The organism is Armatimonadota bacterium (genome assembly GCA_018268395.1).
Lineage (GTDB): Bacteria > Armatimonadota > Fimbriimonadia > Fimbriimonadales > Fimbriimonadaceae > JAEURO01.
The window spans coordinates 13,527-34,949 of sequence record JAFDWQ010000005.1 but is presented as its reverse complement, the minus strand read 5'-3'; the positions used below and the strand labels follow the sequence as shown (position 1 = coordinate 34,949).

General features: G+C 61.1%; 23 protein-coding genes and 1 tRNA gene. 9 read left to right on the top strand and 15 right to left on the bottom strand.

What is annotated here, in order from left to right; translation table 11 throughout:
* Nucleotides 1-39 precede the first annotated feature (39 nt).
* The 3 genes from JST30_09850 to JST30_09840 are packed head-to-tail and all read left to right on the top strand — an operon-like array spanning nt 40 to nt 2,606.
* Nucleotides 40-474 carry a biotin carboxyl carrier domain-containing protein gene (locus tag JST30_09850; GenBank protein MBS1714625.1) on the top strand — a complete coding sequence of 145 codons (435 nt, stop codon included), beginning with the start codon at nt 40-42 and terminating at the stop codon, nt 472-474.
* On the top strand, nt 471-1,286 hold the full coding sequence (locus JST30_09845; GenBank protein MBS1714624.1) for a carbon-nitrogen hydrolase family protein: 816 nt from the start codon (nt 471-473) through the stop codon (nt 1,284-1,286). The genes JST30_09850 and JST30_09845 overlap by 4 nt, the downstream gene beginning before the upstream one ends.
* Before the next feature lie 33 nt (nt 1,287-1,319).
* Nucleotides 1,320-2,606 (top strand): serpin family protein, encoded by a 1,287-nt coding sequence (locus JST30_09840; GenBank protein ID MBS1714623.1) that lies wholly within the window; start codon nt 1,320-1,322, stop codon nt 2,604-2,606.
* On the opposite strand, the gene JST30_09835 is transcribed toward JST30_09840, so the two are convergent.
* A complete protein-coding gene (locus JST30_09835) occupies nt 2,603-3,631 on the bottom strand; it encodes an alpha-ketoacid dehydrogenase subunit beta (GenBank protein ID MBS1714622.1) in 1,029 nt (342 codons plus the stop codon). The genes JST30_09840 and JST30_09835 overlap by 4 nt on opposite strands.
* Nucleotides 3,632-3,797: 166 nt before the next feature.
* Between JST30_09835 and JST30_09830 the strand changes: the two genes are divergently transcribed.
* The gene (locus tag JST30_09830) at nt 3,798-4,298 is read left to right on the top strand and encodes a nuclear transport factor 2 family protein (GenBank protein ID MBS1714621.1); all 501 of its coding nucleotides are present in this window, start codon (nt 3,798-3,800) and stop codon (nt 4,296-4,298) included.
* A gap of 77 nt (nt 4,299-4,375) precedes the next feature.
* On the opposite strand, the gene JST30_09825 is transcribed toward JST30_09830, so the two are convergent.
* The 6 genes from JST30_09825 to JST30_09800 all read right to left on the bottom strand — a co-directional run bounded on the left by JST30_09825 (nt 4,376) and on the right by JST30_09800 (nt 8,292).
* Entirely contained in the window at nt 4,376-5,494 is a 1,119-nt protein-coding gene (locus tag JST30_09825) for a thiamine pyrophosphate-dependent dehydrogenase E1 component subunit alpha (protein MBS1714620.1), read from the bottom strand.
* A 105-nt stretch (nt 5,495-5,599) separates the two neighbouring features.
* The gene (locus tag JST30_09820) at nt 5,600-6,283 is read right to left on the bottom strand and encodes a (d)CMP kinase (GenBank protein ID MBS1714619.1); all 684 of its coding nucleotides are present in this window, start codon (nt 6,281-6,283) and stop codon (nt 5,600-5,602) included.
* Nucleotides 6,284-6,387: 104 nt separating this feature from the next.
* On the bottom strand, nt 6,388-6,933 hold the full coding sequence (locus tag JST30_09815; protein ID MBS1714618.1) for a DUF1579 family protein: 546 nt from the start codon (nt 6,931-6,933) through the stop codon (nt 6,388-6,390).
* A 160-nt stretch (nt 6,934-7,093) separates the two neighbouring features.
* Nucleotides 7,094-7,441, bottom strand: coding sequence for a 50S ribosomal protein L20 (gene rplT, locus JST30_09810; GenBank protein ID MBS1714617.1), 348 nt, complete (start codon nt 7,439-7,441; stop codon nt 7,094-7,096).
* A gap of 97 nt (nt 7,442-7,538) precedes the next feature.
* The gene (gene rpmI, locus JST30_09805; protein MBS1714616.1) at nt 7,539-7,757 is read right to left on the bottom strand and encodes a 50S ribosomal protein L35; all 219 of its coding nucleotides are present in this window, start codon (nt 7,755-7,757) and stop codon (nt 7,539-7,541) included.
* Entirely contained in the window at nt 7,711-8,292 is a 582-nt protein-coding gene (locus tag JST30_09800; protein ID MBS1714615.1) for a translation initiation factor IF-3, read from the bottom strand. Before JST30_09800 ends, rpmI begins: the two co-directional genes overlap by 47 nt.
* A 182-nt stretch (nt 8,293-8,474) precedes the next feature.
* On the opposite strand from JST30_09800, the gene JST30_09795 reads away from it, so the two are divergent.
* The 3 genes from JST30_09795 to JST30_09785 all read left to right on the top strand — a co-directional run bounded on the left by JST30_09795 (nt 8,475) and on the right by JST30_09785 (nt 10,915).
* Nucleotides 8,475-10,220, top strand: a complete 1,746-nt coding sequence (locus JST30_09795) for an NAD-dependent malic enzyme (protein MBS1714614.1) — start codon at nt 8,475-8,477, stop codon at nt 10,218-10,220.
* Nucleotides 10,221-10,258: 38 nt separating this feature from the next.
* Nucleotides 10,259-10,735 carry a DinB family protein gene (locus JST30_09790; protein MBS1714613.1) on the top strand — a complete coding sequence of 159 codons (477 nt, stop codon included), beginning with the start codon at nt 10,259-10,261 and terminating at the stop codon, nt 10,733-10,735.
* 93 nt (nt 10,736-10,828) lie between these two features.
* Nucleotides 10,829-10,915: transfer RNA gene (locus JST30_09785), tRNA-Leu, on the top strand.
* 20 nt (nt 10,916-10,935) lie between these two features.
* On the opposite strand, the gene JST30_09780 is transcribed toward JST30_09785, so the two are convergent.
* From JST30_09780 to JST30_09760, 5 genes are all read right to left on the bottom strand, one after another.
* Nucleotides 10,936-12,024: a site-specific integrase gene (locus JST30_09780; GenBank protein ID MBS1714612.1), complete on the bottom strand. Its 1,089-nt coding sequence runs from the start codon at nt 12,022-12,024 to the stop codon at nt 10,936-10,938.
* A gap of 327 nt (nt 12,025-12,351) precedes the next feature.
* Nucleotides 12,352-13,110, bottom strand: a complete 759-nt coding sequence (locus JST30_09775; protein MBS1714611.1) for an NPCBM/NEW2 domain-containing protein — start codon at nt 13,108-13,110, stop codon at nt 12,352-12,354.
* Nucleotides 13,111-13,255: 145 nt separating this feature from the next.
* Nucleotides 13,256-14,509, bottom strand: coding sequence for a serine/threonine protein kinase (locus JST30_09770; protein ID MBS1714610.1), 1,254 nt, complete (start codon nt 14,507-14,509; stop codon nt 13,256-13,258).
* Between the two features lie 128 nt (nt 14,510-14,637).
* Nucleotides 14,638-15,321 carry a replication-relaxation family protein gene (locus tag JST30_09765; protein ID MBS1714609.1) on the bottom strand — a complete coding sequence of 228 codons (684 nt, stop codon included), beginning with the start codon at nt 15,319-15,321 and terminating at the stop codon, nt 14,638-14,640.
* Nucleotides 15,312-16,673, bottom strand: coding sequence for a type IV secretion system DNA-binding domain-containing protein (locus tag JST30_09760; GenBank protein MBS1714608.1), 1,362 nt, complete (start codon nt 16,671-16,673; stop codon nt 15,312-15,314). Before JST30_09760 ends, JST30_09765 begins: the two co-directional genes overlap by 10 nt.
* A 109-nt stretch (nt 16,674-16,782) precedes the next feature.
* On the opposite strand from JST30_09760, the gene JST30_09755 reads away from it, so the two are divergent.
* Nucleotides 16,783-17,796, top strand: coding sequence for a hypothetical protein (locus JST30_09755; GenBank protein MBS1714607.1), 1,014 nt, complete (start codon nt 16,783-16,785; stop codon nt 17,794-17,796).
* Between the two features lie 346 nt (nt 17,797-18,142).
* Here JST30_09755 and JST30_09750 read toward each other — a convergent pair whose 3' ends face one another.
* From JST30_09750 to JST30_09740, 3 genes are read right to left on the bottom strand one after another with little or no spacing between them, the layout of a single operon-like run.
* A complete protein-coding gene (locus JST30_09750; protein MBS1714606.1) occupies nt 18,143-18,553 on the bottom strand; it encodes a hypothetical protein in 411 nt (136 codons plus the stop codon).
* Nucleotides 18,550-19,056 carry a restriction endonuclease gene (locus tag JST30_09745; protein ID MBS1714605.1) on the bottom strand — a complete coding sequence of 169 codons (507 nt, stop codon included), beginning with the start codon at nt 19,054-19,056 and terminating at the stop codon, nt 18,550-18,552. Before JST30_09745 ends, JST30_09750 begins: the two co-directional genes overlap by 4 nt.
* On the bottom strand, nt 19,053-19,478 hold the full coding sequence (locus tag JST30_09740) for a helix-turn-helix transcriptional regulator (protein MBS1714604.1): 426 nt from the start codon (nt 19,476-19,478) through the stop codon (nt 19,053-19,055). The genes JST30_09745 and JST30_09740 overlap by 4 nt, the downstream gene beginning before the upstream one ends.
* Before the next feature lie 242 nt (nt 19,479-19,720).
* Between JST30_09740 and JST30_09735 the strand changes: the two genes are divergently transcribed.
* Nucleotides 19,721-21,340 carry a recombinase family protein gene (locus tag JST30_09735; GenBank protein ID MBS1714603.1) on the top strand — a complete coding sequence of 540 codons (1,620 nt, stop codon included), beginning with the start codon at nt 19,721-19,723 and terminating at the stop codon, nt 21,338-21,340.
* Nucleotides 21,341-21,423 lie beyond the last annotated feature (83 nt).

Genomic DNA, 21,423 nt, shown 5'->3' with positions numbered 1-21,423 from the left:
GTCGGGTGACGCCCTTCGGAACCACGGTCATAATGGGTCGTGGACAGCGTGTCGGACAAGGTAGGACTGGTCGTCGGCCTCATGGAGGAGTTCGGCCTTGAGAAGGCCGTACTGGAAGGCGAGGACTGGTCGGTCGAGTTCCGACGCGACGCCGGCACGGCCGTCGTCGCTCCCGAGCCGGCCCGACGCACCGTCCCGAACAGGGCAAAGTCGACGAAGGCTGCGCCCGCCGCTCCGAGCGGGGTGCCCGTCCAGAGCCCGACGACCGGCATTTTCTATTCCTCGCCCAACCCAGGCGCCCCGCCGTTCGTGAAAGTCGGAGACGTCGTCCAGGCCGGACAGGTGATCGGGCTCATCGAAGCCATGAAGGTCTTTAACGAGATCAGCGCGACGGTCGCGGGAACGGTCCAGCGAGTGGTGGCCCAGAACGGCCAACTCGTCCAGCCCGGCGACGTGCTCTTGACCATCGGATGATCCAAGTCGCTTGCGCCCAACTCGACGTCGCCTTTGGAGACCCGGCTTCGAACGCGGCCAAGGCGGTCGCCGTCCTTGAGGAACAGGCGCGCGCCGGTACGGCGCTCCTGGTGTTCCCCGAGTGCTTCTTGACCGGGTACGCGGTGTCTTCGGGCGCAGAAGCCCGTGCGATCGCGGTCGGACGGGACGCTTTGGCCCCCGTCCAAGAAGCTTGCGACCGCTCGGACGTCCTGGCGGTCATCGGCTTCGCGGAAGCCGATGGCGACACCGTCTACAATTCGGCGGCCCTGCTCGAACCGGGTCGAACGCCGAGGGTCTACCGCAAGACCCATCTGCCGGAGCTTGGTCTGGACAAGTTCGTCAAACTGGGAGATTCATTACCGGTATATGAGACAAGACTTGGACGTATCGGCGTCTTTATCTGCTTCGACCTCCGTCATCCGGAATGCGCCCGGTGCCTTGCTCTCGATGGTGCCGACATCTTGGTCCTGCCTACGAACTGGCCCGTCGGCGCCCACGCCGCACCGGAACACATCGCTCCGGCCCGGGCTGCGGAGAACAAGGTCTTCCTGGCCGCCTGTAACCGGGTCGGGACCGAGAACGGTTTTACGTTCATCGGCCGTTCCGGGATCTTCGGATTGGGAGGAGAGTCCCTGGCCCGCGCGGGCGACGGCGAGGAGGTCATATCCGCCCGGTTCGACCCGCTCTTGTCCCGGGACAAGCGGAACGTCATGGTCCCTGGCGCCTATGAGACGACCGTCCTCGAGTCACGGAGGCCCGCATTGTACGGCCCGGTGACTCGGACGGACTAACACACCTTGGTGAGGAGCCGTACACTGGGCGCGATGAAGCTCTCGAGCGCGCTCGTGTTCTTTCTCGTGTTCCTCGGGGTCTGCGCGTTCGTAGTGTTCCTGATCTTGGGCGGGTTCGGGCAGGGCATGTTGGGACGGCACGACAAGTTCGTGGAGCAACGGTCGGGGACGTCGGTCGAGAAGGCCGTCGCAGCGTTGAGGCCTGAAGACACCTCCAGGCTTGAAAACGCCTCCTTTGCCCTCAAGGTCGCCACGGCGGCAAAGCTCGGGGACGACGGCAAAAACGGGTGCCTCTCTCCGTACGGAGTCCAAATCCCGCTCCTCATGTTCTTGAACGGCGCTCAGAGCCGTACCTTCGAGACCCTTTCCGCCGTCCTCGGATCGACCGATCCGACGACCGAAAAGCACAACGCCGCCCAATCGAAACTGCTCGACGTCTTCGCGTCGCAACCACAGGCTAAGGTCCGCGTCGCCAACGCTCTATGGGCCGTCCAACCCGTAAGGTTCAAAAAGCTGTTCCAAGACGACATGGCGAGGGTCTACGACGCCGAAGTCAAAAAGTTGGGCTCCGCTGGAGAGGGGGCCCTGAAACAGGTCAACGATTGGGTCGACCAGCGGACTGACGGAAAGATCAAGCGCCTGTTCGACGACCTGTCGCCCGAAGTCGAGCTGGTCATGGTCGACGTCATCACGCTAGAAGCCGAGTGGGGCCGGTCCTTTGAACCCGCGTCCGAGAAGCCCTTCCACACGCCCCGCGGCATCGTCCGCGCCTTGACGATGCGTGACCCTTCCCGAGAGTTCCGGACCGTGTCGGAAGGCGGCGTGACGGCGGCGACGCTGGCCTATGGGGGATCGACCTTGGAAGCGACGTTCCTCCTTCCGGACAAGGGAGCCGCGCCGGCAGGCTCAGCGGCGTTTTGGAAGGGCCTGGGCAACGGCCGCCTCGGACGACTCGTCAAGGGAAACGTCGTTCAGGGTGACTTTCAGTTTCCGAAGTTTTCGTTCAAGACCGACCAGGACATGCGTCCGGTCATGAAAGCGATCGGAGCTGGGGGCCTCTTTGAACGGGGCAACGACTTCAGCTTGCTGATGCACGACTCGACGTTCGACCGTCTGTCCCAATTCGTCCAAAAGACCGTCGTCGACTTTGACGAGCAGGGGACGCGGGCCGAAGCCGCTACGACCGCCGACGCCGTGAAGTCCGAAGAGCACGAGGGGTCTTTCATCGTGGACAGGCCCTTCGCCTTCATGATCCGAGAGACGACGTCCGGGTGCGTTCTCTTCGTCGGTGTCGTCAACGACCCGACAGCATCGTCCTAGAACCTGCAGACGCGGAGCGCGGCTTCCGTGATCTTCTCGACCGACGGTAGGACGAAGAGTTCGAGCGGCTTGACCCACGGCACGGGCGTGTCGAGCCGCGTCACCCGCATCGGCGGCGCGTCGAGGTATTCGAACGCTTCTTCGCTCAGCCGGGCCAAGATCTCGCCCGCGAAACCGCACGTCCTCGGTGCTTCGTTGACGACCACCAAGCGGTTGGTCTTTTTCAAAGACTCCAGGATCGTGTCCTGATCGAGCGGGACGAGCGACCGGATGTCGATGACTTCTGCGCTGAACCCCTCTTTCTTGAGGTTCTCGGCCGCCTGGAGACAGTGGTACACGTTGTTGCCGTACGTGACCATGGTCACGTCTTCGCCTTCCAGCCGGATCCGGGCCTTGCCGATCGGCACGAGCGCGTCCTCTCCGACGGGGAGTTCTTCGGCGATCTTGTTCTGACGGTAGAGCTCCTTCATCTCGTAAAGGAGCACGGGGTTCGGGTCGCGCAAGGCGCTCTTGAGCAGACCCTTCGCTTCGGCCGGGGTCGACGGGCAGACGATTTTGAGCCCAGGGGAATTGGCGAACCACGCTTCGTTCATCTGGCTGTGATACAGGGCGCCGCCTCCGTAGCCGCCGGCCGGGCCCCGGATGACCATGGGGATGCTGACCTCGCCCGCAGTCCGGTAGTGGTAGGTCGCCGTCATGTTGACGATCTGGTCGAACCCACAGGAGATGAAGTCGATGAACTGCATCTCGACCATGACCGGCCGGCCCTCCAAGCACATTCCACAGGCCACGCCGACGATCGCGGCTTCGCTGATCGGGGCGTCGATGACCCGGTTAGGGCCGTACTTCTCTTTCAGACCCTCCGTCACGCCGAAGGCGCCTCCGAGGAACCCGATGTCTTCACCGATGGCGATCATCTTCGGATCGCGCTCGAACTCCTCGAACACCGCTTCCTTGAGCGCAGTGAGGTAGTTCTTCTTCGTAGAGACGTCGGTCGTCTCGGTCGGGGTCTTGACAGCGGCCATAGTGAGGTTCGCCTCGTGGGCGGTTCTTGGAGCGGATTCTACCGCCCGTCAGATTCATTCTCGGTTCAAACGGCCCGGGCCTGGAACGACGGCTCGGGCCCGCTCGAAGACCGCCTCTTCAGGGTCCGGTTGGAATCCGTCCGATAAGGTAGGCATAATCGTCGGGATGAAAGCCTTGACCCTAGCCGTCGTCTGCCTCGCGGGTGCGGCGTCGGCCCATGCCGATCTCCGGTCGGAGATCAACGCGATGAACACGAAGGTCCAAGCCGCCCTGGTGAAGCGGGACATCGCCGCCTTTATCAAGGTCGTCAAGCCCCGGGTCACTTCGGACTTCAAACACGTCGAAAACGGCCAGACCATGAACTTCGACCAAATGGTCGAAACGATGAAGACCAGCTTCCAGATGATGAAGAAGGTCACGCACTCGCAGGCCAAAATCGTGACTTTGAAGGTCAAAGGGAACGTCGGAACGTCGACGGAGACCCACTCGATGACCGGCCTCATGACCGGCGAGGACAAGAAGACGCACACGTTGACCTTCTCTGGGACGACGACCAACACCTATCGCAAGGAAGGCGGCGTCTGGAAGCTGGCGGTCATGAAGTGGACGTCGCAGAAAATGGCGATGGACGGCAAGCCCATGGGTGCACCCGGCCAAGGACAGTAACGTCCTGACCGTCAGACAAGACAGCGGCCCCGGTCGGTTCCGACCGGGGCCGCTTCGTCGGTCTGCAACGTGGGCGGCTACTCTCGGAACACCCACATCCCTCCTTCTTCTGCCGGCGGAAGGGGGGATTGCATCGCGAACTCGATGCCCTCGGAGAGGTACTCGACGACCTCTGGCGGGAAATCGTCGTTGGTCGCTTCGGAAGCGCCCTTGTTCTCGGCCGCGAACTGCGTGGCCTCGTCCTTGGTCATGAAACCTTTGTCGACCATGATGCGCTTCATCACGGCGATCGGGTCGCGAGAGCGTCCGGCCTCGACTTCTTCCGTCGGTCGGTACTTGGCCGCACGGTCGTCGTCATGGTCCCCGTGTCCATAGGCACGGAAGGATTTACATTCGACGATGGACGGGCCTTTGCCAGAGCGGGCAAAGTCGACGGCCTCCATGATCTTATCGTAGACGTCGAGCACGTTCTGGCCGTCCGCGACGAGGCCGGGGATGCCGTATCCGTCGGCGCGACGGGCGAAGTCCTCGAGCGGGTATTCGAGGTAAGTCGGCGTCCCATAAGCCCAGTGGTTGTTCTCGATGACCGTGACGACCGGAAGCTTATGGACGGCGGCGAAGTTCACGGCCTCGTGGAAGACGCCCTGTGCGGTCGAGCCTTCGCCGTTGAACGTGAGGACGACCGCGTCGCCTCCGTTCAACCTGTCGGAGTACACCACGCCCGCCGCCGCCGGGATCGTCCCCGCGAGCATGGACGTCGAATGGACGATGTGTTTGGCCTTCGACCCGAGGTGGGACCAGTTGTCCCTGGCACGTCCAGGCGAATCGACTCGTCCCCAGACCTGCGCGCACACTTGCTGGACGGTCATCCCCATCCGGTCTTGGTTCCGCCAACCGGCGCGCATGTCCTTCATGAAGAACGCGGGCATGTCACGGTGGATCGGGCTGATCCAGTCGTTGGGCTTCAGGCCGAAGAGCGATCCCACGATGATCGCCTCTTGGTTGTGGCTGGAATACAAGGTGCCCGTCAGGCGCCCCCTTTTCTTCTCTTTGATCAACCGGACGTCGAAGTAACGCGCCAAGAAGAGCTGGCGCAGCATTTCGCGATGGTCGTCGGCGCTGAGTTTCTTGCTGTACGGCCCGTATTCAAAGGTCTCTTTGAGGGCGCTTCGCTGATCGGCTTCTGTCGTGGACAATGGCACACTCCGGCAGGCAGGTGACGCTAAAGGATACCGTCCCTGAACTTAAGATCGGCTCAAACGGCCCAGGGGAAGAGGCCGTCCCAGTGGCCCGTCCGTGGGTCAGACCGGCCCGAACCGGGCTTCGTAAACGGACAGGATCCTGTCCACCACCTCAGGGGGCCGGAGCCCGAACGTCTCGACGAGCACCGCGTCTTCGGCCAAGGCGAGAGGGCTGTCCGCCCGCGAATAATCGCGATGGTCGCGTTGGACGACGTCGACGACGACTTCCTGCAACGTGTCGTGCCCGCCCTTCGCCTGCAGTTCGAGCCAGCGGCGTCGGGCGCGCTCTTCGATGCTGGCGGTCAAGAACACCTTGAGGTCGGCGTCTGGGGCGACGACCGTCGTCGTATCTCGCCCCTCCAAAACGAAACCGCCTTCGCCCAAGAGCTCCTTCTGCCTGGCCACGACCGCCCGCCGAACCGCGGAATGCACGCTGAGTTCGCTGGCGGCTTGCCCGATCTCCAAGTTCCGGACTTCGGAGCTGACGTCGACGCCGTCGAGAAGGACGGGTGGCGGATCGCCTTCCCCGAACCCTACGACCGTCCCGTTGCACACGCGCGCGACACCTTCCCCGTCCGACGACTCGACCCCGAGGCGGCGGCATTTCAAGGCGACGGCCCGGTACATCGCGCCCGTGTCCAAGATCCTGAGTCCGAGGCGGTGGGCGAGCATCCGCGCGACGGTGGACTTCCCCGCCCCGGCGGGTCCGTCGATCGCGACGACGGGCAGGTGTTCAGCGGACACGTCTCGCTCCGGCCGAACGGCCATGGCGTGCGAGCGTCCGATCCATGGCCGTCATTCTACGCTGAAGCCGTCCGGGCAGGCCGGACGGCCGGGTCGGGCCACCGTCAGGCCTTCTTCTTCATCGTCTCTTCGATCATCGGCGACCACTTGTCGCCGTCTTTCATTTCGAGCTTCATGGTGAACTCGGTATCGGAGACTTTCGTGTAGGTCGCCCGGAAGACCGATTCTCCTTCCATGCCGGTCATCTTCATCGGCTTGCTCTCCAGGACGCACGTGTCACCCTTCATGTCGCCCGTCATTTCCACGGGTTGGGCGGACATAGAGTCGAACCACCAGACTTTCCACTTCTTGGCATCGGCGTCGTACGTCTGAAGCTGCATTCCGCTCATCTTCATGCCGCCCATGTCGTACGTGACCATTCCTCGCATGAAGCGTCCGCCAAGGATGGACTCGCAGACCATCTGGCTCTCGGCCTCCATCGGCTCAGGCCCCATGCCGTACATTTTCATCTTGCCCGTCCAAGTCCCCGTCAGGTAGGCGAGGGCTTTCATTTCGTCGGGGGCGGCCATCGAAGGTGCGCCTTGGGCGGAGGCCTGGGTGACGAGCGCGACGGCCGCCACGAGGGGCAGCAAACAGGTTCTCAGTTTCATGTGGGTCGTCTCCTGCGGTCGCCCTCCCCGGAACCGCTAGACAAAACTCTACCTGAACGGAGAAGGGCCTGTCAAGATTCATCGGGGGGACGCACCGGATAAAGACGCGACCGGAACGTCTGACGTTCCGGTCGCGTCGGTAACTGAACCTTGACGGGCGTCAGGCCGTGGCTTGTTCGACGAGCTTCTTGAAGGCGTCGAAGTCCGCGATGGCGAGTTCGCTCATCATCTTGCGGTCGACCTGCATGCCCTTTTTCGTCATCCCGTCGATGAGGCGGCTGTACTTGACGTCGCACTGGCGGCACGCCGCGCTGATACGGGCGATCCAAAGGCGGCGGAAATCGCGCTTGCGGCGGCGCCGGTCGCGAAAAGCGTACTGGCCGCTCTTCATGACCTGTTCGTGGGCGTTCTTGAAGACGTTCCGCTTCCGCTGGAAATAGCCGGAAGCGGCCTTGATGACCTTCTTATGACGTTTGTGGCGCATCAGGCCACGTTTGACTCTTGCCATGGTTTTCCTTCAGTTTGGTGGCGGGAGGGTTGCCTCCGCCGTCTGGACCGGTTCCGAACCCATCAGGGCCGTAGCGGTACGAGGGACGCTGCCCTTGTTACAGGGCGAGGAGCCGGCGGACGCGCTTGGCTTCCGTCGGACTCAGTTCGGCGGCTTGGTCGAGGCGTCGCTTCTGTCCGCCCGACTTGTGGAAGAACATGTGGTTGTTATACGACTTACGCCGCATGATCTTGCCGGTGCCCGAGATCTTGAACCTCTTGGCGGCCGTCTTACACGTCTTGAGCTTCGCCGTCTTCTTTGCTGTCAGCTTTGCCATCTTTCTTTCCAGTGCCCGCGAGCGGGTTGATCACGACGACCATTTCCCGGCCGTTCAGCAACGGGTCCTTGTCCGGTTTTCCGAGATCGGCGACGGCCTCGATGACCGACTCGATCTTCCGCTTCCCGACTTCCGGGTGGGCCAGCTCGCGCTGCCGGAAACGGCAGACGACCCGGACCTTGTCCCCCTCGGACAAAAACGTACGGGCCTTCCTGACGATGACCTGCACGTCGTGTTCGCCGATATTGGGGCTCAACTTTACCCCTTTGACGTCCTGGCCCTTGGGCTTCTTGTCTTTCTTGAGCTTGGACTGCTCGTACTTGTGCTTGCCGTAATCGACGACTTTGACGACGGGCGGGGTCGCTTTTTCCGCGACCAGGACCAAGTCGAGGCCCTCGCCGCGGGCGATGTCCAGCGCGGCGCGGCACGCCATGACGCCTAATTGCGAGCCGTCCGGGCCGACGACGCGGACCTGGTCGAAGCGCAAAAGGCGCTCGTTGATGTCGGGCAGGGGTTCGCGGCGCGGGCGCCGCATCGGCATCCGGCCTATTCGTGTTCTCCTCGGAAGGTCGTGTCGTGCATCTGCAGAACCACCAGTATAGCTTCGGCGGCTCCCTGAGTACAAGAGAGGACGGCCGGACCGTCGGCCGGACGTCCCCGGGCCCTCACCGGCACCGCGATACACTCGAAGTGCCACCGGTTCAGGGGTGATCCTTGATGCAATTCCAGATCGAGCGGGGCCGGAACGGCCGCCGCGACATCGTCAAGACCGGACTCGGCGGGTTCCACCTGCTCGAGACGCCGGTCTACAACAAGGGGACCGCGTTCCCCGAGGACGAACGCTCGACGTTCGGACTCGACGGCCTCCTCCCTCCCCACGTCACCGACATCGGCGAACAGCTCGAACGCACGTACCACGAGTTCAGCTTCAAGCCGAGCGCGATGGAGAAACACATCTATCTCCGGTCGTTGCAAGACCGGAACGAAGTCCTCTTCTACCGGCTCCTCTTGACCCACTTGGAAGAGATGATGCCGCTCGTCTACACGCCCTGCGTCGGCGACGCCTGCCGGCACTTCAGCCACATCTACCGCCGTCCTCGCGGCCTCTTCGTGCCGTTCCCCGAGCGGGACGACATCGATGCGATCCTCGCGAACCGCGCCTTCGAGGACGTCGACGTCGTCGTCGTCACGGACGGCGAACGGATCCTCGGTCTGGGCGACCAGGGCGCGGGCGGCATGGGCATCCCCATCGGGAAGCTCTCCCTCTACACGCTTTGCGGTGGCATCCATCCGGCACGCACGCTGCCCGTGCTGTTGGACGCCGGGACCGACAATCCACTGTCGTTGAACGACCCGCACTACCTCGGATGGCGGCACACGAGGATCCGGGGCGAAGAGTACTTTGACTTCGTGGACCGTTTCGTGCAGAGCGTCAAGCGGACGCTGCCGGGCGTCCTCCTCCAGTTCGAAGACTTTTCGCGGGACAACGCGTCGCTGCTCCTGGACCGTTACCGCAACGAGCTGTGCACCTTCAACGACGACATCCAAGGCACGGCCGCGGTCACCGTCTCGGCGATGCTGGCCGCGATGCGCCAGACCGGGACGAGCCTTGCCGATCAGCGGGTCGTGCTCTATGGAGCGGGCTCTGCCGCCGTCGGAATCGCAGGACAGTTGGCCGACGAACTCGTGGCGACGGGCACGCCCGAATCCGAAGCCGTCCGCAGGTTTTGGCTCCTGAACTCGAAGGGCCTGGTCCACGATGGCAGCGGAGGCGTCTTGCCGTTCCAACGGCGGTTCGCGCGCGACGCTGCGAGCCTTCACGGTTGGACAGCGTCGGAGGACGGCTGCTATAAGCTCGACGAAGTCGTCCGCCGCGTCCGGCCGACAGCCCTGATCGGCGTGTCCGGACAACCGGGCTCCTTCACCGAAGAGATCGTGCGCGAAATGGCCCGCCATGTCGACCGCCCGGTCGTTTTCCCCCTTTCGAACCCGACGTCCAAAGCCGAGGCCACGCCCGAAGACCTCGTCTCCTGGACCGAAGGGAGGGTCATCGTGGCGACCGGAAGTCCGTTCCCACCGGTCCCGTACGAGGGTCGCACGATCGGCGTCTCCCAATGCAACAACAGCTACGTGTTCCCTGGCGTCGGGCTCGGCGTCGTCGCCGTGAAGGCCAAAAGGGTGACCCAAAGCATGTTCATGGCCGCGTCCGCTGAATTGGCGGCGTTCGCCAAGGAGTGTCCCGGTGGCCCGGTGCTCCCGCCGCTCACCGCCATCCGCGACGTGTCCCGAAGGATCGCCGCCGCAGTCGGGCGGGCTGCGATCGCAGCCGGGGTCGCTGACGCCTTGGAGGACGCGGAACTGGCCTCCCGGATCGACGAGGCCATGTGGCACCCGGAATATCCGGACTTGGAGCCTCTGGGAGCCTCGGCGGACCGATCTCTCGCCGAACCTGTGGTAAGATAGCAGACAGTTGTCTGCTATCTGCCGGCAAGGAGACGAAAATGGACTATCAAGAGTATATGAAGGACGCGACCCAAAAGGCCGCCGACGAAGCGTTCCGGTACGCGAAGGCCGTTCCGGACGAAAAGGTCGCCTGGAAGGCCTCGGACACGTCACGGAGCGTGCTCCAGCTTTGCCAGGAAATGGCCCTGTGCGGAAAGTGGGCGGCCGAGATCATCGAGGACAAGCCGATGCCGGAATGGAGCGAAGAGACGCAGGCCAAGGTCCAGCAGGAGATGGACGCGTTCCCGGACGTGGACGCCTGCAAAGCCGAGTGCGACCGGAACCTCAAAGCCTTGTTCGCGCTCTTTTCCACGTTGTCCGACGACGACCTCAAGCGCACGAAGTGGCTGCCCTACGACGGCGGGCGCGACTTCACGGTGGCCGAGATGATGGACTACCCCCGCTGGAACTTCACGTACCACCTGGGGCAGATCGCCTTCGTCCAGACCCTCTACGGCGACAAGGACATGCACTGAGAGGCGCCGTCTGGGTTCCGGTCCGGACGGTCGACGTCCCTGGAACCCGGGCGGCGCCCCGTCCGAGCGGGGTATATTCCCGGCTCGCCCCGTGCCCAGGTGGCGGAATTGGTAGACGCGCTAGTTTCAGGTACTAGTTCTCGCAAGGGAGTGAAGGTTCGAGTCCTTTCCTGGGCACCACAAGTTTTGTCAGGTTCAATTCAACCTGCGATTCTCGGCTTTGTAGCCCACGCTTCTGGGCTACAAGCCGTAGACATCTGAGTCCAGAACCGCTCCATCCACCGGAGTTTTTGTTCGGTTTTTACGTGCGAGTACCCGTCCGTAATAGTCTGTTTGGCATGTCCGGCGAGCGCCATGACGACGGAGCGAGGGGCTTCGAGCTCGGCGTCCATGGTCGAGATGAAGGTGTGCCTCAACTCGTGCGGGCTGACTTCGGGCACGCCTGCCGCTTTGCAGGCGGCCTTCAGCTCGCGGGTGATGTTCTTGGGCTTCACGTACCCACCCTTCGTGTCGGAGCAGACCCAAATGTCACTGACCTGACTACAGTCCAGCAGGGCTTCCCGCATGGCCGAAGGCAACGGGATGTCGCGACGGCTGTGGTCTGTCTTCAGCTTGTTCGTGACTTCGCACCGGCCCTTGAGCTGGAGCACTTGTTGGCGCACGGCGAGGACGCCCTCCCTGGAAACCGCGGCGCGGGTCACGCCGACCGCCTCGCCCAGCCTGAGCCCGGCGCAACCGGCCAAGATGACAAAGGGCTTCACGAGCCTTCCAGAAGCATCCACAAGGCATTTGAGCTCATAGAGGCTCAGGACGGTCTTCTCGACCGGATCCTTGGCCGGCAGGCGGACGAACGCGAGCGGGTTGCTCGCAATGATCTCGTCGGCCATCGCCAATCGCATGACGCCGCTGAAGACGATCTTGACCTTTTCCAGGCTCGACGCCTTCATATCCCGGCTCAGCCGGTTGAAGTGCTGCTGGAGTTCGGGCCGCTTGAGGTCGCGGATGTCCCGATGGCCGAACTCGGGCAGGACGTGTTTGTCCATCGACCACGCGATCTGCGCCAACCAGTTGGCGCTTCGGTGCTTCACTGTCGGCAGATACGTGTACGTATAGTGCTGGAACAGACTGAAATCGTCAGAGTTCCCGAACGAACTTGCCGCCTTCCGTGATGCTTCTTCAGCCGATCCGCCGAAGTAGTTCTTCCGTCGAAGGGTAGCTGGATCGACGCCTTTTGCGGCCCAGAGGTTGGGCCGGTTCTTGACTCGGTAGGCTTTCGGTGGTGTCTGCATGTCTGGGTTGTATCCCTTGGTCGCGTTCCTTGCGAAGTAGACGTATGGCGTCGTCTAGATCGTCGTACGAATACCAGTCCCTCCGCAGACTACGCACGATCCGGCGAGACCGGAGTTCCTCGAACATCGAGTGAGAGCACCCCAGGTATCGCTGTGCTCCCTCGCTGTTCGTTCCTATGGGTAGGCGAGAATCCGACGGCACGAACGCAGGTTAGGCTCATTCCCTGAGAGCAACTCGACGCACCCGCCCGTTCTTTAGTCGAGGCTAAAGGACGCGACCTACAATCGGTTGACTCTAAGTTGCCCTAGATGTCGCTGTGGGTCGCGCTACTTCTTGACCGTGAAGGCTCTTTCCTTGCTGAAGCCTGAAAGGGCACTTGTCGGCCCAAAGGCGATCACACACCATCGGTACGTCCCTGCCGCCAGTTTGTCAGTTTCGATTTCCAACTCTGTCTTACCGTTCCGAACGGTGTAGCCAAGAATCCGGTCATCAGCCTGAGCCTCTGAATCTAACTGCGTATTGATCAATTCGACACCGTAGGCAGTCGCACCCTCAACGGACGCCCACTTAAGCTTGACCGAATCGCCCGAAATGGTCGTCCTGTTCTCCGGCTCGATGAGGCGGGGCCCGTCGCCAGAGATCATTGGCTTGGACTTGTACAGAATCGGATCCGCGACAAAGCACAGCTGGAACTCGATTCGAAGTGTCCTGCCACCGGAGACATCTAGGTCGAGCGGTTGATAAGCAGCGGTGCTGTCAGTGTCTCCGTGAGCGATCACGTCACCGTCGACGCTCACTGTGTACTTGCCTTTTAGCGATTGGTCTATGTCATCGGGGAGCCCGAAAACGACCTTGAATCGGCTGTACTTGCCTTCAAGGTCAAAAATCGCAAAGATCGGGCCCGTCCGATCTTCCCATTCAACGTTGTTACTAATCCTCCCCAGACCACCCTTGACGATATGACTGGCAATCGACCGCTTCCCTTCAAACCACTGACATCCATGATTCACCACGAAGTCTAGTGTCGAAAGCGGGACTCCGGGTTCCGTTTGGACAGTCTCGGGTCTTGACAATGCAAGGAGCAAGAAGCTCAATTGTGAAATGAGGATCATCTTGATGGTTTCCTTTGAGCCAACTGTTGCAAATCACTCCCCCGCCACGATCCACGGAATTGCACTTCGGACACACTCGGCCTCAACTGGCATGGTGTCTCAAGTTGGGGCAACGGCACTATCCGCCTCCTTGATGTAGGGGTGTCTCGGAGTCCCGCTTAGCAGAAGACCTTGGCCCATCGGTCACAGCGCCGCTAGGCTGATGGATGGGCTGCTCGTTGGCCGTGTTCGATCTTTTCGAAACATTTGGATGCGACGTTGCTTGCGACGGTTTTCGAGGTGGCGTACCTGAATGATCGCGACTCGCTGGTTTCGCAACCTTTTCTTGGGAATGCTTGTTCCTCGCAGCGTTGGTCGGCTTTGTCACAGCGGAACTGGTCGGCAACTTGACCGCGGCACCTCCGAGACTCATACCGTCCTTGGCGGAACCAACGCGGTTGTCGTGGCTCCTGTTACCCGCGCTCGGGAGTGCGCCAGATGCCACCACCCAGACCAAGGTGAGGGCGGCTAACAGCATCACGGCCGCAATCCAGCCGATCCCTGACGAGTTCGGGCTCGTTTGGGTCAGTGGCTGGCGATCGGGCGTCGTTTGAGCCGAGTCCTGTGAAGATCTAGTGGGTGAAGGTTCCGTTGCTCGGATATAGTCGTCCATGTCAACCTCCCAAAGCAGAGCGACGGCGACGAGTGCGTCCGGGGGCCTTTGCGCAGGATCCTTTCTCAACATGCTCTTTAGGAAGAACTCGAAATCTTCGTTCTCGATTGAGCTCCAGTCGGGCTCTTGGTGCAACGTTGCTACCGCAATCTCCTCGACAGTAACCCCGTTGAACGGCATGTGGCCCGTCTCGATGAGATAGCTTATGACACCGACAGCCCAAAGGTCGGTCGCTGCGTCACTGCTGCCTCGTTCGAACTGCTCTGGCGAAAGGTATCCCGAAGCCCCCCAACTCTCAATCGGAACCGACAACGTCTTCTCACCAGGGAAACTGGCGAGGCCGAAACCAGTCAACTTAACGTAGCCACCCTTTCCCAGCACAATGTTCTCGGGCCTGATGTCTCGGTGAACTACACCCTTCTCATGGGCCGAGACGAGTCCTCCAAGCACCTGCCCCATGATTCTAGAGTTCTCTTTGAAGGGGAGGCTTCCAGACCTGTCCAGCAGGTCGAGTAGCGTCTCTCCTTCTAGGTACTCGTAGACGATGTAAGGTGGTTCATGCTCGAGGTCGCTATCCAAGACTTCCAAGACGTAGAGACATGAGACCAGTTCTCCGACTCGCACCTCACGTTCGTATCGGGCGAATCTCTCTGCCCATCGACGAGGGGGCAGGGTCTGGTCGGTGACCAGCGCTTTGACTGAGACTTTGCGGCGGTTCACAGGATCCCACGCCTCGTACGTGACGTCGTTCGACCTACTGATCTCACGAACGACCTCGTACCTACCGAATCGTTGGTCTACCCTTATGGCGAGCCTCTTGCGCCGAATTATACCGATGCTTCAGCAACTCACGACCACGCTCCGATGAGGCGCATTCCGAACTCCTCGAACGTGAAGAACTCGAATATGTCGCTTAGGCCAGCCAGGTTGGCGAGGCGGCGCTTCCTTGTCTGGCCCGTCGTCAGAGTGACGACGGAGAGCTTCGGGGAGCCGTAGGCGCCGGCGAACGCGCCGGAACGCTCATAGCTCTTGTACGTGTCGACCTTCCTCTTGAACTTGCCGGAGGCGACATGACCTAGGTCTACCTCGAGGAGGACGGGTCTGCCATCGATCCAGACCATGCCGTCCGGCTTCACGTCGTGCCTCGCTCCGTGGAGGGTGAACGAGTCTCGCACCTGGGCTTCGAACCGCCAACCCGTCGCTCCTTTCTCGATAAGCCTGATCCTTGCTTCGGTCACCATGAGGGCGTGTTGCAGGAACCGGGGTGAAGAGCTCCGACCCTTCACGAGAGCGGCGATTCGCGCGTCCAGTAGGTCCGAGGCTTCAGTCCGCACTGAATAGAGGTTCTGCATGAAGAAAGGGGTCTTAAGCACGCGGACAAGACCGGCCTCGTGCAGCCTTCTCATCGTGCGGTTGCACCGCGACACCGACGTGAAGTACCCCAGATTCAACAGTTGGTCACGGCTCAGGACGTGGCTCAGAGCCGCGTCACCCAGAACCCGAAGGTCGCGTCCGGTGAGTTTCAAAGCCACTCGTCCAGGTCGACTTGACTCGACCCCTGACTGTCAGAGTCCGGCGCGGTCTCCTGCGCGGACGAACGGCGTCGCCGGTCAAGGACCAGGGCACGGTACTGGTCGCTGACAGGAACGTTCTGACTTTCGTTCGGGGCATCAAACCGCACAGACTTCACCGTCCCGTCGCCTGCCACCACGTACGCTTCCCCGACTTCGAGCGCCCTCAGGTCTCCGTCTTCGTCGTCGTCTTCAGATTGGATCTCCCGGTTGAGGGCCTGGGCGTCCTCGAACCCGCACTGGAACAGGATCTGGACTCCGACGTTGTTGCGAACCACCGACCGGAGCTTTGAGGGCAGTTGTGCGAGCGTCTGGTGAGAGAGCACCAGGGACAACTTGAACCGCCGCCCCTCGGCGATCAGGCCCTCGAACGCCTCCGAAGCCATGTTCTCGAACTCGTCGACGTACATCCGGACGGGGTTTCGGTCTTTCTCTGGAACGCGAACCCGGGCCATCATCTCCCTCGCGATTGCCGAGACGACCAGGTTTCCGAACATTCGTCCTGACCTCTGCAGTTCGTCCACGGCGAGGGAGACCAAGATGATCCGGCCCCGGTTTGCCAGCTCCTTTCCAAGATCGATCGGCGTATCGCTGCCGAGCACGTTTCTCAGGGGCGGCACCGCCAGCAACGGCGTGAGCTTGTTCAAGACTGCAAGGGCATATTCCTGCTGTTTGGCAGGGCTGAAGAGAGCGAACCTCGTCCAGAACCCGACGACTGCTTCGTCTTGGACGCACTCCATGCAAGCGTTCCGGAACTGTTCGTCAAAGAACACCGACTCGATGCACGTCAGCGGCTTCTTTGCCGCGGACAAGAGCATGTGGGCGCACCTCATCGTCTCCTCGATCCGAACCCCCCAATTCGTGCGCTCGTTCGAGACGACCTCAAGAAGGTGGAGCGCGTGCACGTACGGCGCTCCGGCCCCGGAAAGGGGGTCGAACCCGTGCCCACCGGATTCCTCGCGAAGGTCGATCAGCGTGATTCGACCAGGCCCGACCTTGAGCCTCTCGCACATTGCCAAGACGCCGGAGACGAGGTCTCCGCGCAAGTCCACGACAACGACGGAGTGGGCCGCTCGAACGTCCGCTTCGAGCATCTGCAAGATCAACGATGTCTTGCCAGAACCGGTTCTTCCCAGGATGTAGCAATGCCGCAGGAGATCCTTCCAAGTGAAGCCAAAACGACGGCCAGTCTCCAAGTCGACGCCCAGCCCGCTCGTATCTTCGCCGGAGAACATTCGCCCGAGCCCTTCAATGAAGTCGAAAAGCATGTGGAAGGCAAATCCAATGGCTTCGAAAAATAGTCTGATAACCATGTCTGGCCCATAATCTGGGCGATCTTAAGTGAACGATCCGCCCCTTACCACGGGTTATTTAGCCCCGACTAAACCGAAGCACTTCCGCCTGGTGCTCAGGGAGGCCATCGTGCGCGAGTTCGGAACGAACAAGACATTCGCGGTCGCCACAGGCAAGTCAGAGGGGAGGATCAGTCAGATCGTGAAGGGGCCCGAGACTCCTGACCGCGAGACCCTTTCTTGGTTGCTCGCGGCGTTCCAGTCCTTCGCACTTCAAGAGCAGATCCGTAGAGCCTGGTTTCGCGATTGCTCGCCGGTGCAGGATTTTGAGAGTCTGGCTGCGGAGGACGGCGCCCTATTGACCCAGATCGCTGAGCTCGCAGAAGAGCTCCCAACTCGTGCCGTAGACCTGGCCCTGGCACGTCGAAGCGTCGTCCACGATCAAGAGCTTTGGCAGACCCTGTCAGAGCAGACCGCCCACCTGCTACTGAGACTCTCTCGACCAGGTGCGGCCGCTCAGATCATCCATGAGATGGAGCGAAGCGCACGGGAACGGGACGACCGGGTCGACCACTTGACGGCCCTTTGGATGAAGGCCAATGCTCTTCGAAACCTCGAGAGCGCCACCTCGAAAACGGTGATGGGAGCCCACCTTGCCGCTGTCTCCTTTGCGACGAACTACTCTCCTTCCTCGCCGGCCGAGAGGGAGCGCTGGAAAGACCGGCGTTCACAGATGGACCGTGACTTTGCCCTGAACGTCCTTCGCGCCCACGAGCGGCACCCCCAGCCATCCGACCTCCTGGAACAGGCACGCCAGTCCGTCCAAAGATCGATCGACATCGGGGCTTCACCAGGCTTCTACTACATGGGCATGGAAGTCCGGGCTAGGGTCGAGATCACTATGGGAGACGTGTTCAGGGCAGAACAAACGCTCGAGGAGATTGAAGAGCAGGGCCTCAAGGACGGCATGGAGATCGTCGAGAAGTCAGCCCTGACGCGGGCCAAACTCTGCCTTGCCAGCAACGAGACGGAGGAGGCGCTCGAACGGCTTCGCGGAATCTCCGACTACTGTTTCGAGAGGATGAACCTCCATCACCACCGAGCTGCCGACCAGCTGATCTTGCGGGCGACGGAAGGTCTATAGTTCCCGCCCTCCCGCCCTGTCTGCAGGTTTTGTCGTCGGTCTGTCGGTCGGGATTTGCCTAGCACAGAACCCCGCACAGCCTTGTGCGGGGTTCTTGAGTCTGTGCCAGGCTCAAGCCAAAACCTGACCTTCTTTGCCAATCCCTCTTGCCAAAGAAGCCTGGTCGGCGGCATGCTGGGGACAACTCTGGCCCGGTCGCTGTTCTATCTGAAGACTGTCTTTGTATTGTTGCTGCTCGGATTCTGAAACGCTGTCGTTCAGCCTCTGAATCGTCCTTGCCTTCGGGCTGTGGATAAGTCCCTTGGCCCTGAGCGACTGGACGGCCTTCCAAACCGTCTCGCTGCTCCTACCAGTCCATTGCATCAAGCGGCGGTACGGCAAGGTCACCGTCGACTCCGGCTTGTTCCAGCCCGTGGTCTGGCGCAACAGGATCAGGAGCAGCCGCAGTTCCGTGTCGGTCAAGGTCGGGAGCAAGGTTTGGATCAGATGGTTGGGCACCTTCGTCCACGGCGTGAGCGGCCGAGGAAGGGTGAGCTTGATTCGAGGCATAGTAAAACTCCTTTGGCGGGCTAAAGTCGTTGCGGATCGATTCGACGATGAGGGCTTCCGGCCGCCTCGCTTTGCGGAACGGCAAGAACGCGAGCTGGCGCTTGATCGTCTCGACCGGGTAGTTGGTGAGGAGCTCCTCGACGCCGCGCTTGCTGACCCCGATCCTCATGAGCGCGACCGCGAGTTGTGTCTTCTCTTCGAGGCTCATGACTGGCTCGACGCTAGGAACGACAAGACCCGGAACGACTGCTCCTCGAGCTTGCCGAAGAAGGCGTAGTCGACCTCACCGTGGGGTCGCACTCCGATGCCGTACTTGGCCAGAAGGCCGGCCAGCGCGTCGCCGTCGATGATCTCCAGCCGCAGGGGGTTGTACCGTTCCCGGTTGCGTCGTGCCAGGGCTGAGACGTGCTTTGTGGCGACGAGGATCCCCATGTCGGCGTTGCGCCGGATCACCGTCCCGGCCAGCTCGTCGAGCATTCGCTGCCTGACCGAGTCGCGCACGACCTTAACCACCACCTTGGCCGGAACCGTCCCGAACTCGGTCTGGCACAAGAGTTCGTGACCGCCATAGCGCGACTTCTGACGGCTTTGCCGACGGTCGAGGATTTGCACGTCACCGAACCCGGCCCGCTTAAGCGCTTTGGACGTGAGCATGAGGAGCGAGTGGAGCGAGCAGTTCTGCAACGCGTATTTCACTTGGACATCGGTCATCGGACTCCTTTCTCGCTGTACCCTTTCGGGTAGCGTGAGGTCACCCAGGTTCCTGGCGCGACCCCTTCATATGCTGGTTTTAGTGACCCAAACTCGTCACGGGCGTTGTCGGGAAGGCAACCCCGACACCCGACCAATCCGCAAGTGAAGCAGGTCAAGAAACGGCCAGACTCCGCCACAAGATCCCTGGGATCGATCCGGAACCCGAGTTCCTTCTCCACCGCCGCGGTCAGGCGGGCGACCAAGACGAACGACGGGTTGATCTCCCCATGGATGAGGCGCGAGACCGAAGAGGGGCTGACTCCGGCGTCAAGGGCAAGTCTTGTCGTGCCCTTGAAGGCGAACCGGTCTGAATGCGCCATCACGTCGGTGAACCGATTGATGACCGGCCCGAAGGCCTGCGTTGAGGGTGGGTGCTTCATGTCATTTATGACAACACACCGAACATAGACCGAACAAGTGCTTGAGCGTCGATGCAACGATTGCGCGGTCGTGGCGCCGTTTCCCATCAGAGCTTCGACACGATTTCGTGATCGTATGCGGCTTCCCCTGCCAAATTCTGCGGAGGTTGAGTCCTTTCGCGACTTGTACCGCGACGTCTTTTCGATAGAGTTGAGCTTGGACGAAGCCAACTATCTTGCCACCAGTTACCTACACATGTTCTATGCCTGCAACTACGCGGTACATCCTCTATGCCCGGAAGAGCACGGACAACTCAGACCGCCAAGTCCAGTCCATCGACGACCAACTCGCCGAGCTCCGAAACTTGGCCGCGAAGCGTGGCTTGACGGTCGCCTGTGAACTGATCGAGAAGCACTCGGCCAAGTCTCCAGGCGAGCGCCCCGTCTTCAACGAGATGCTGGCCAAGATTCGCCGCGGAGAGGCCGACGGCATCCTAGCCTGGCACCTTAACAGGATCTCCCGTAATCCAGTGGATGGCGGACACGTTTCGTGGCTCTTGCAAACGGGCGTGCTGAAGAGCATCCTCACGCCGCTACGAGAGTATCTGTCCTCCGACAACGTCCTTCTCCTCTCCGTCGAACAGGGTGCTGCCAACCAAGAGATCATCGATCTTCGGCTCGGTGTCCGACGTGGTTTGGAGGGAAAAGTGAGGCGCGGGATGTACCCGTATCGACCCAAGGCAGGTTATCAGGTCGACCCCATCACCAAAGACCACGTGCCCGACCCGGCCCGATTCCATCTACTCAAGAGAGCATGGGACATGTTGCTTACCGGGTCCTACAGCGGGCCTAGGATCTTGGAGCGCATCAATGCAATGGGCTACCGGACAAGAAGGTCGCTCAAGAAAGGAGACCGACCCCTCCTGCCGTCTGGCCTCTATCAAATGTTTAGTGATCCATTCTACTGCGGCTACTTTCAATTCGAAGGCGAGCTCATGGAGGGCACGCACCAACCCATGGTCACCAAAGAGCAGTTCAAGCAAGCGCAGATCATCCTCGGGCGTGAGATCAGGCCGAAACCTAAGTCTCACGAGTTTGCCTTCACGGGCCTGATCCAATGCGGCGTTTGTGGAGCCGCCGTGACGGGAGAACGAAAATGGAAGCACTATCCAAAGACGGGCAACTCACGCCTGTACACATACTATCGGTGCGGACGCAATGGCTGTCCGAAGCGCGCTGTGACAGAATCGGACTTCGAAGCAGTACTCTTGCAAGACCTCGAAAGGGTGCGGCTCGCGCCCGAATTCGTCGATTGGGCCCTCGGAGTACTCGAGCGCGAACATGGCGAACTTCGAATCGCCGATGAGGCGATCTCCCAAGAGCGACACCAATTGACTCGAGGCATCCGGGCCAAACTCGACCGCCTCAGTGATCGCTATCTGGAAGGCGATTATTCCCCCGATGAGTTCCGAGAAACAAAGAGTCGGCTACAAGCAGAGTTGAACCGAGTCCACTGGGAACAAGAGACACAAGAAGTCAGAACCAGGAACCAGTACGAAAGCGCCAGAAACCTCCTCTGCTTCACTCGCGATGCGTACGCCCGTGTCTCGTCAAATTCACTCGAGCAGAAGAAGGCGGTCGCACGCACCTTTGGAGCCTCGTACACTCTCACTCTGGGATCGCTCGAAATTCAGATCGATCCGCGCCTCGACAAACTACTGTCACTAGAACCAGCAAATCCCCGCTCTCATAGGCATGAAGTCGGGGATTCTGCGGGATCGAATTCTGATTGGTGGGCATTACTACACCACGTTAGAACCTGTGCGGAGCTGTCCAACGAGGTGTTTCCGGCCCTACCAGAGCCGGATATCTTTGATCACTGAGTTTACATTTGCGCAATCAGGGCATGCAATCTGTGCAACTACGCCCTTTTACCATCGGATCGTGGGCTTCCGAACACGGCCAG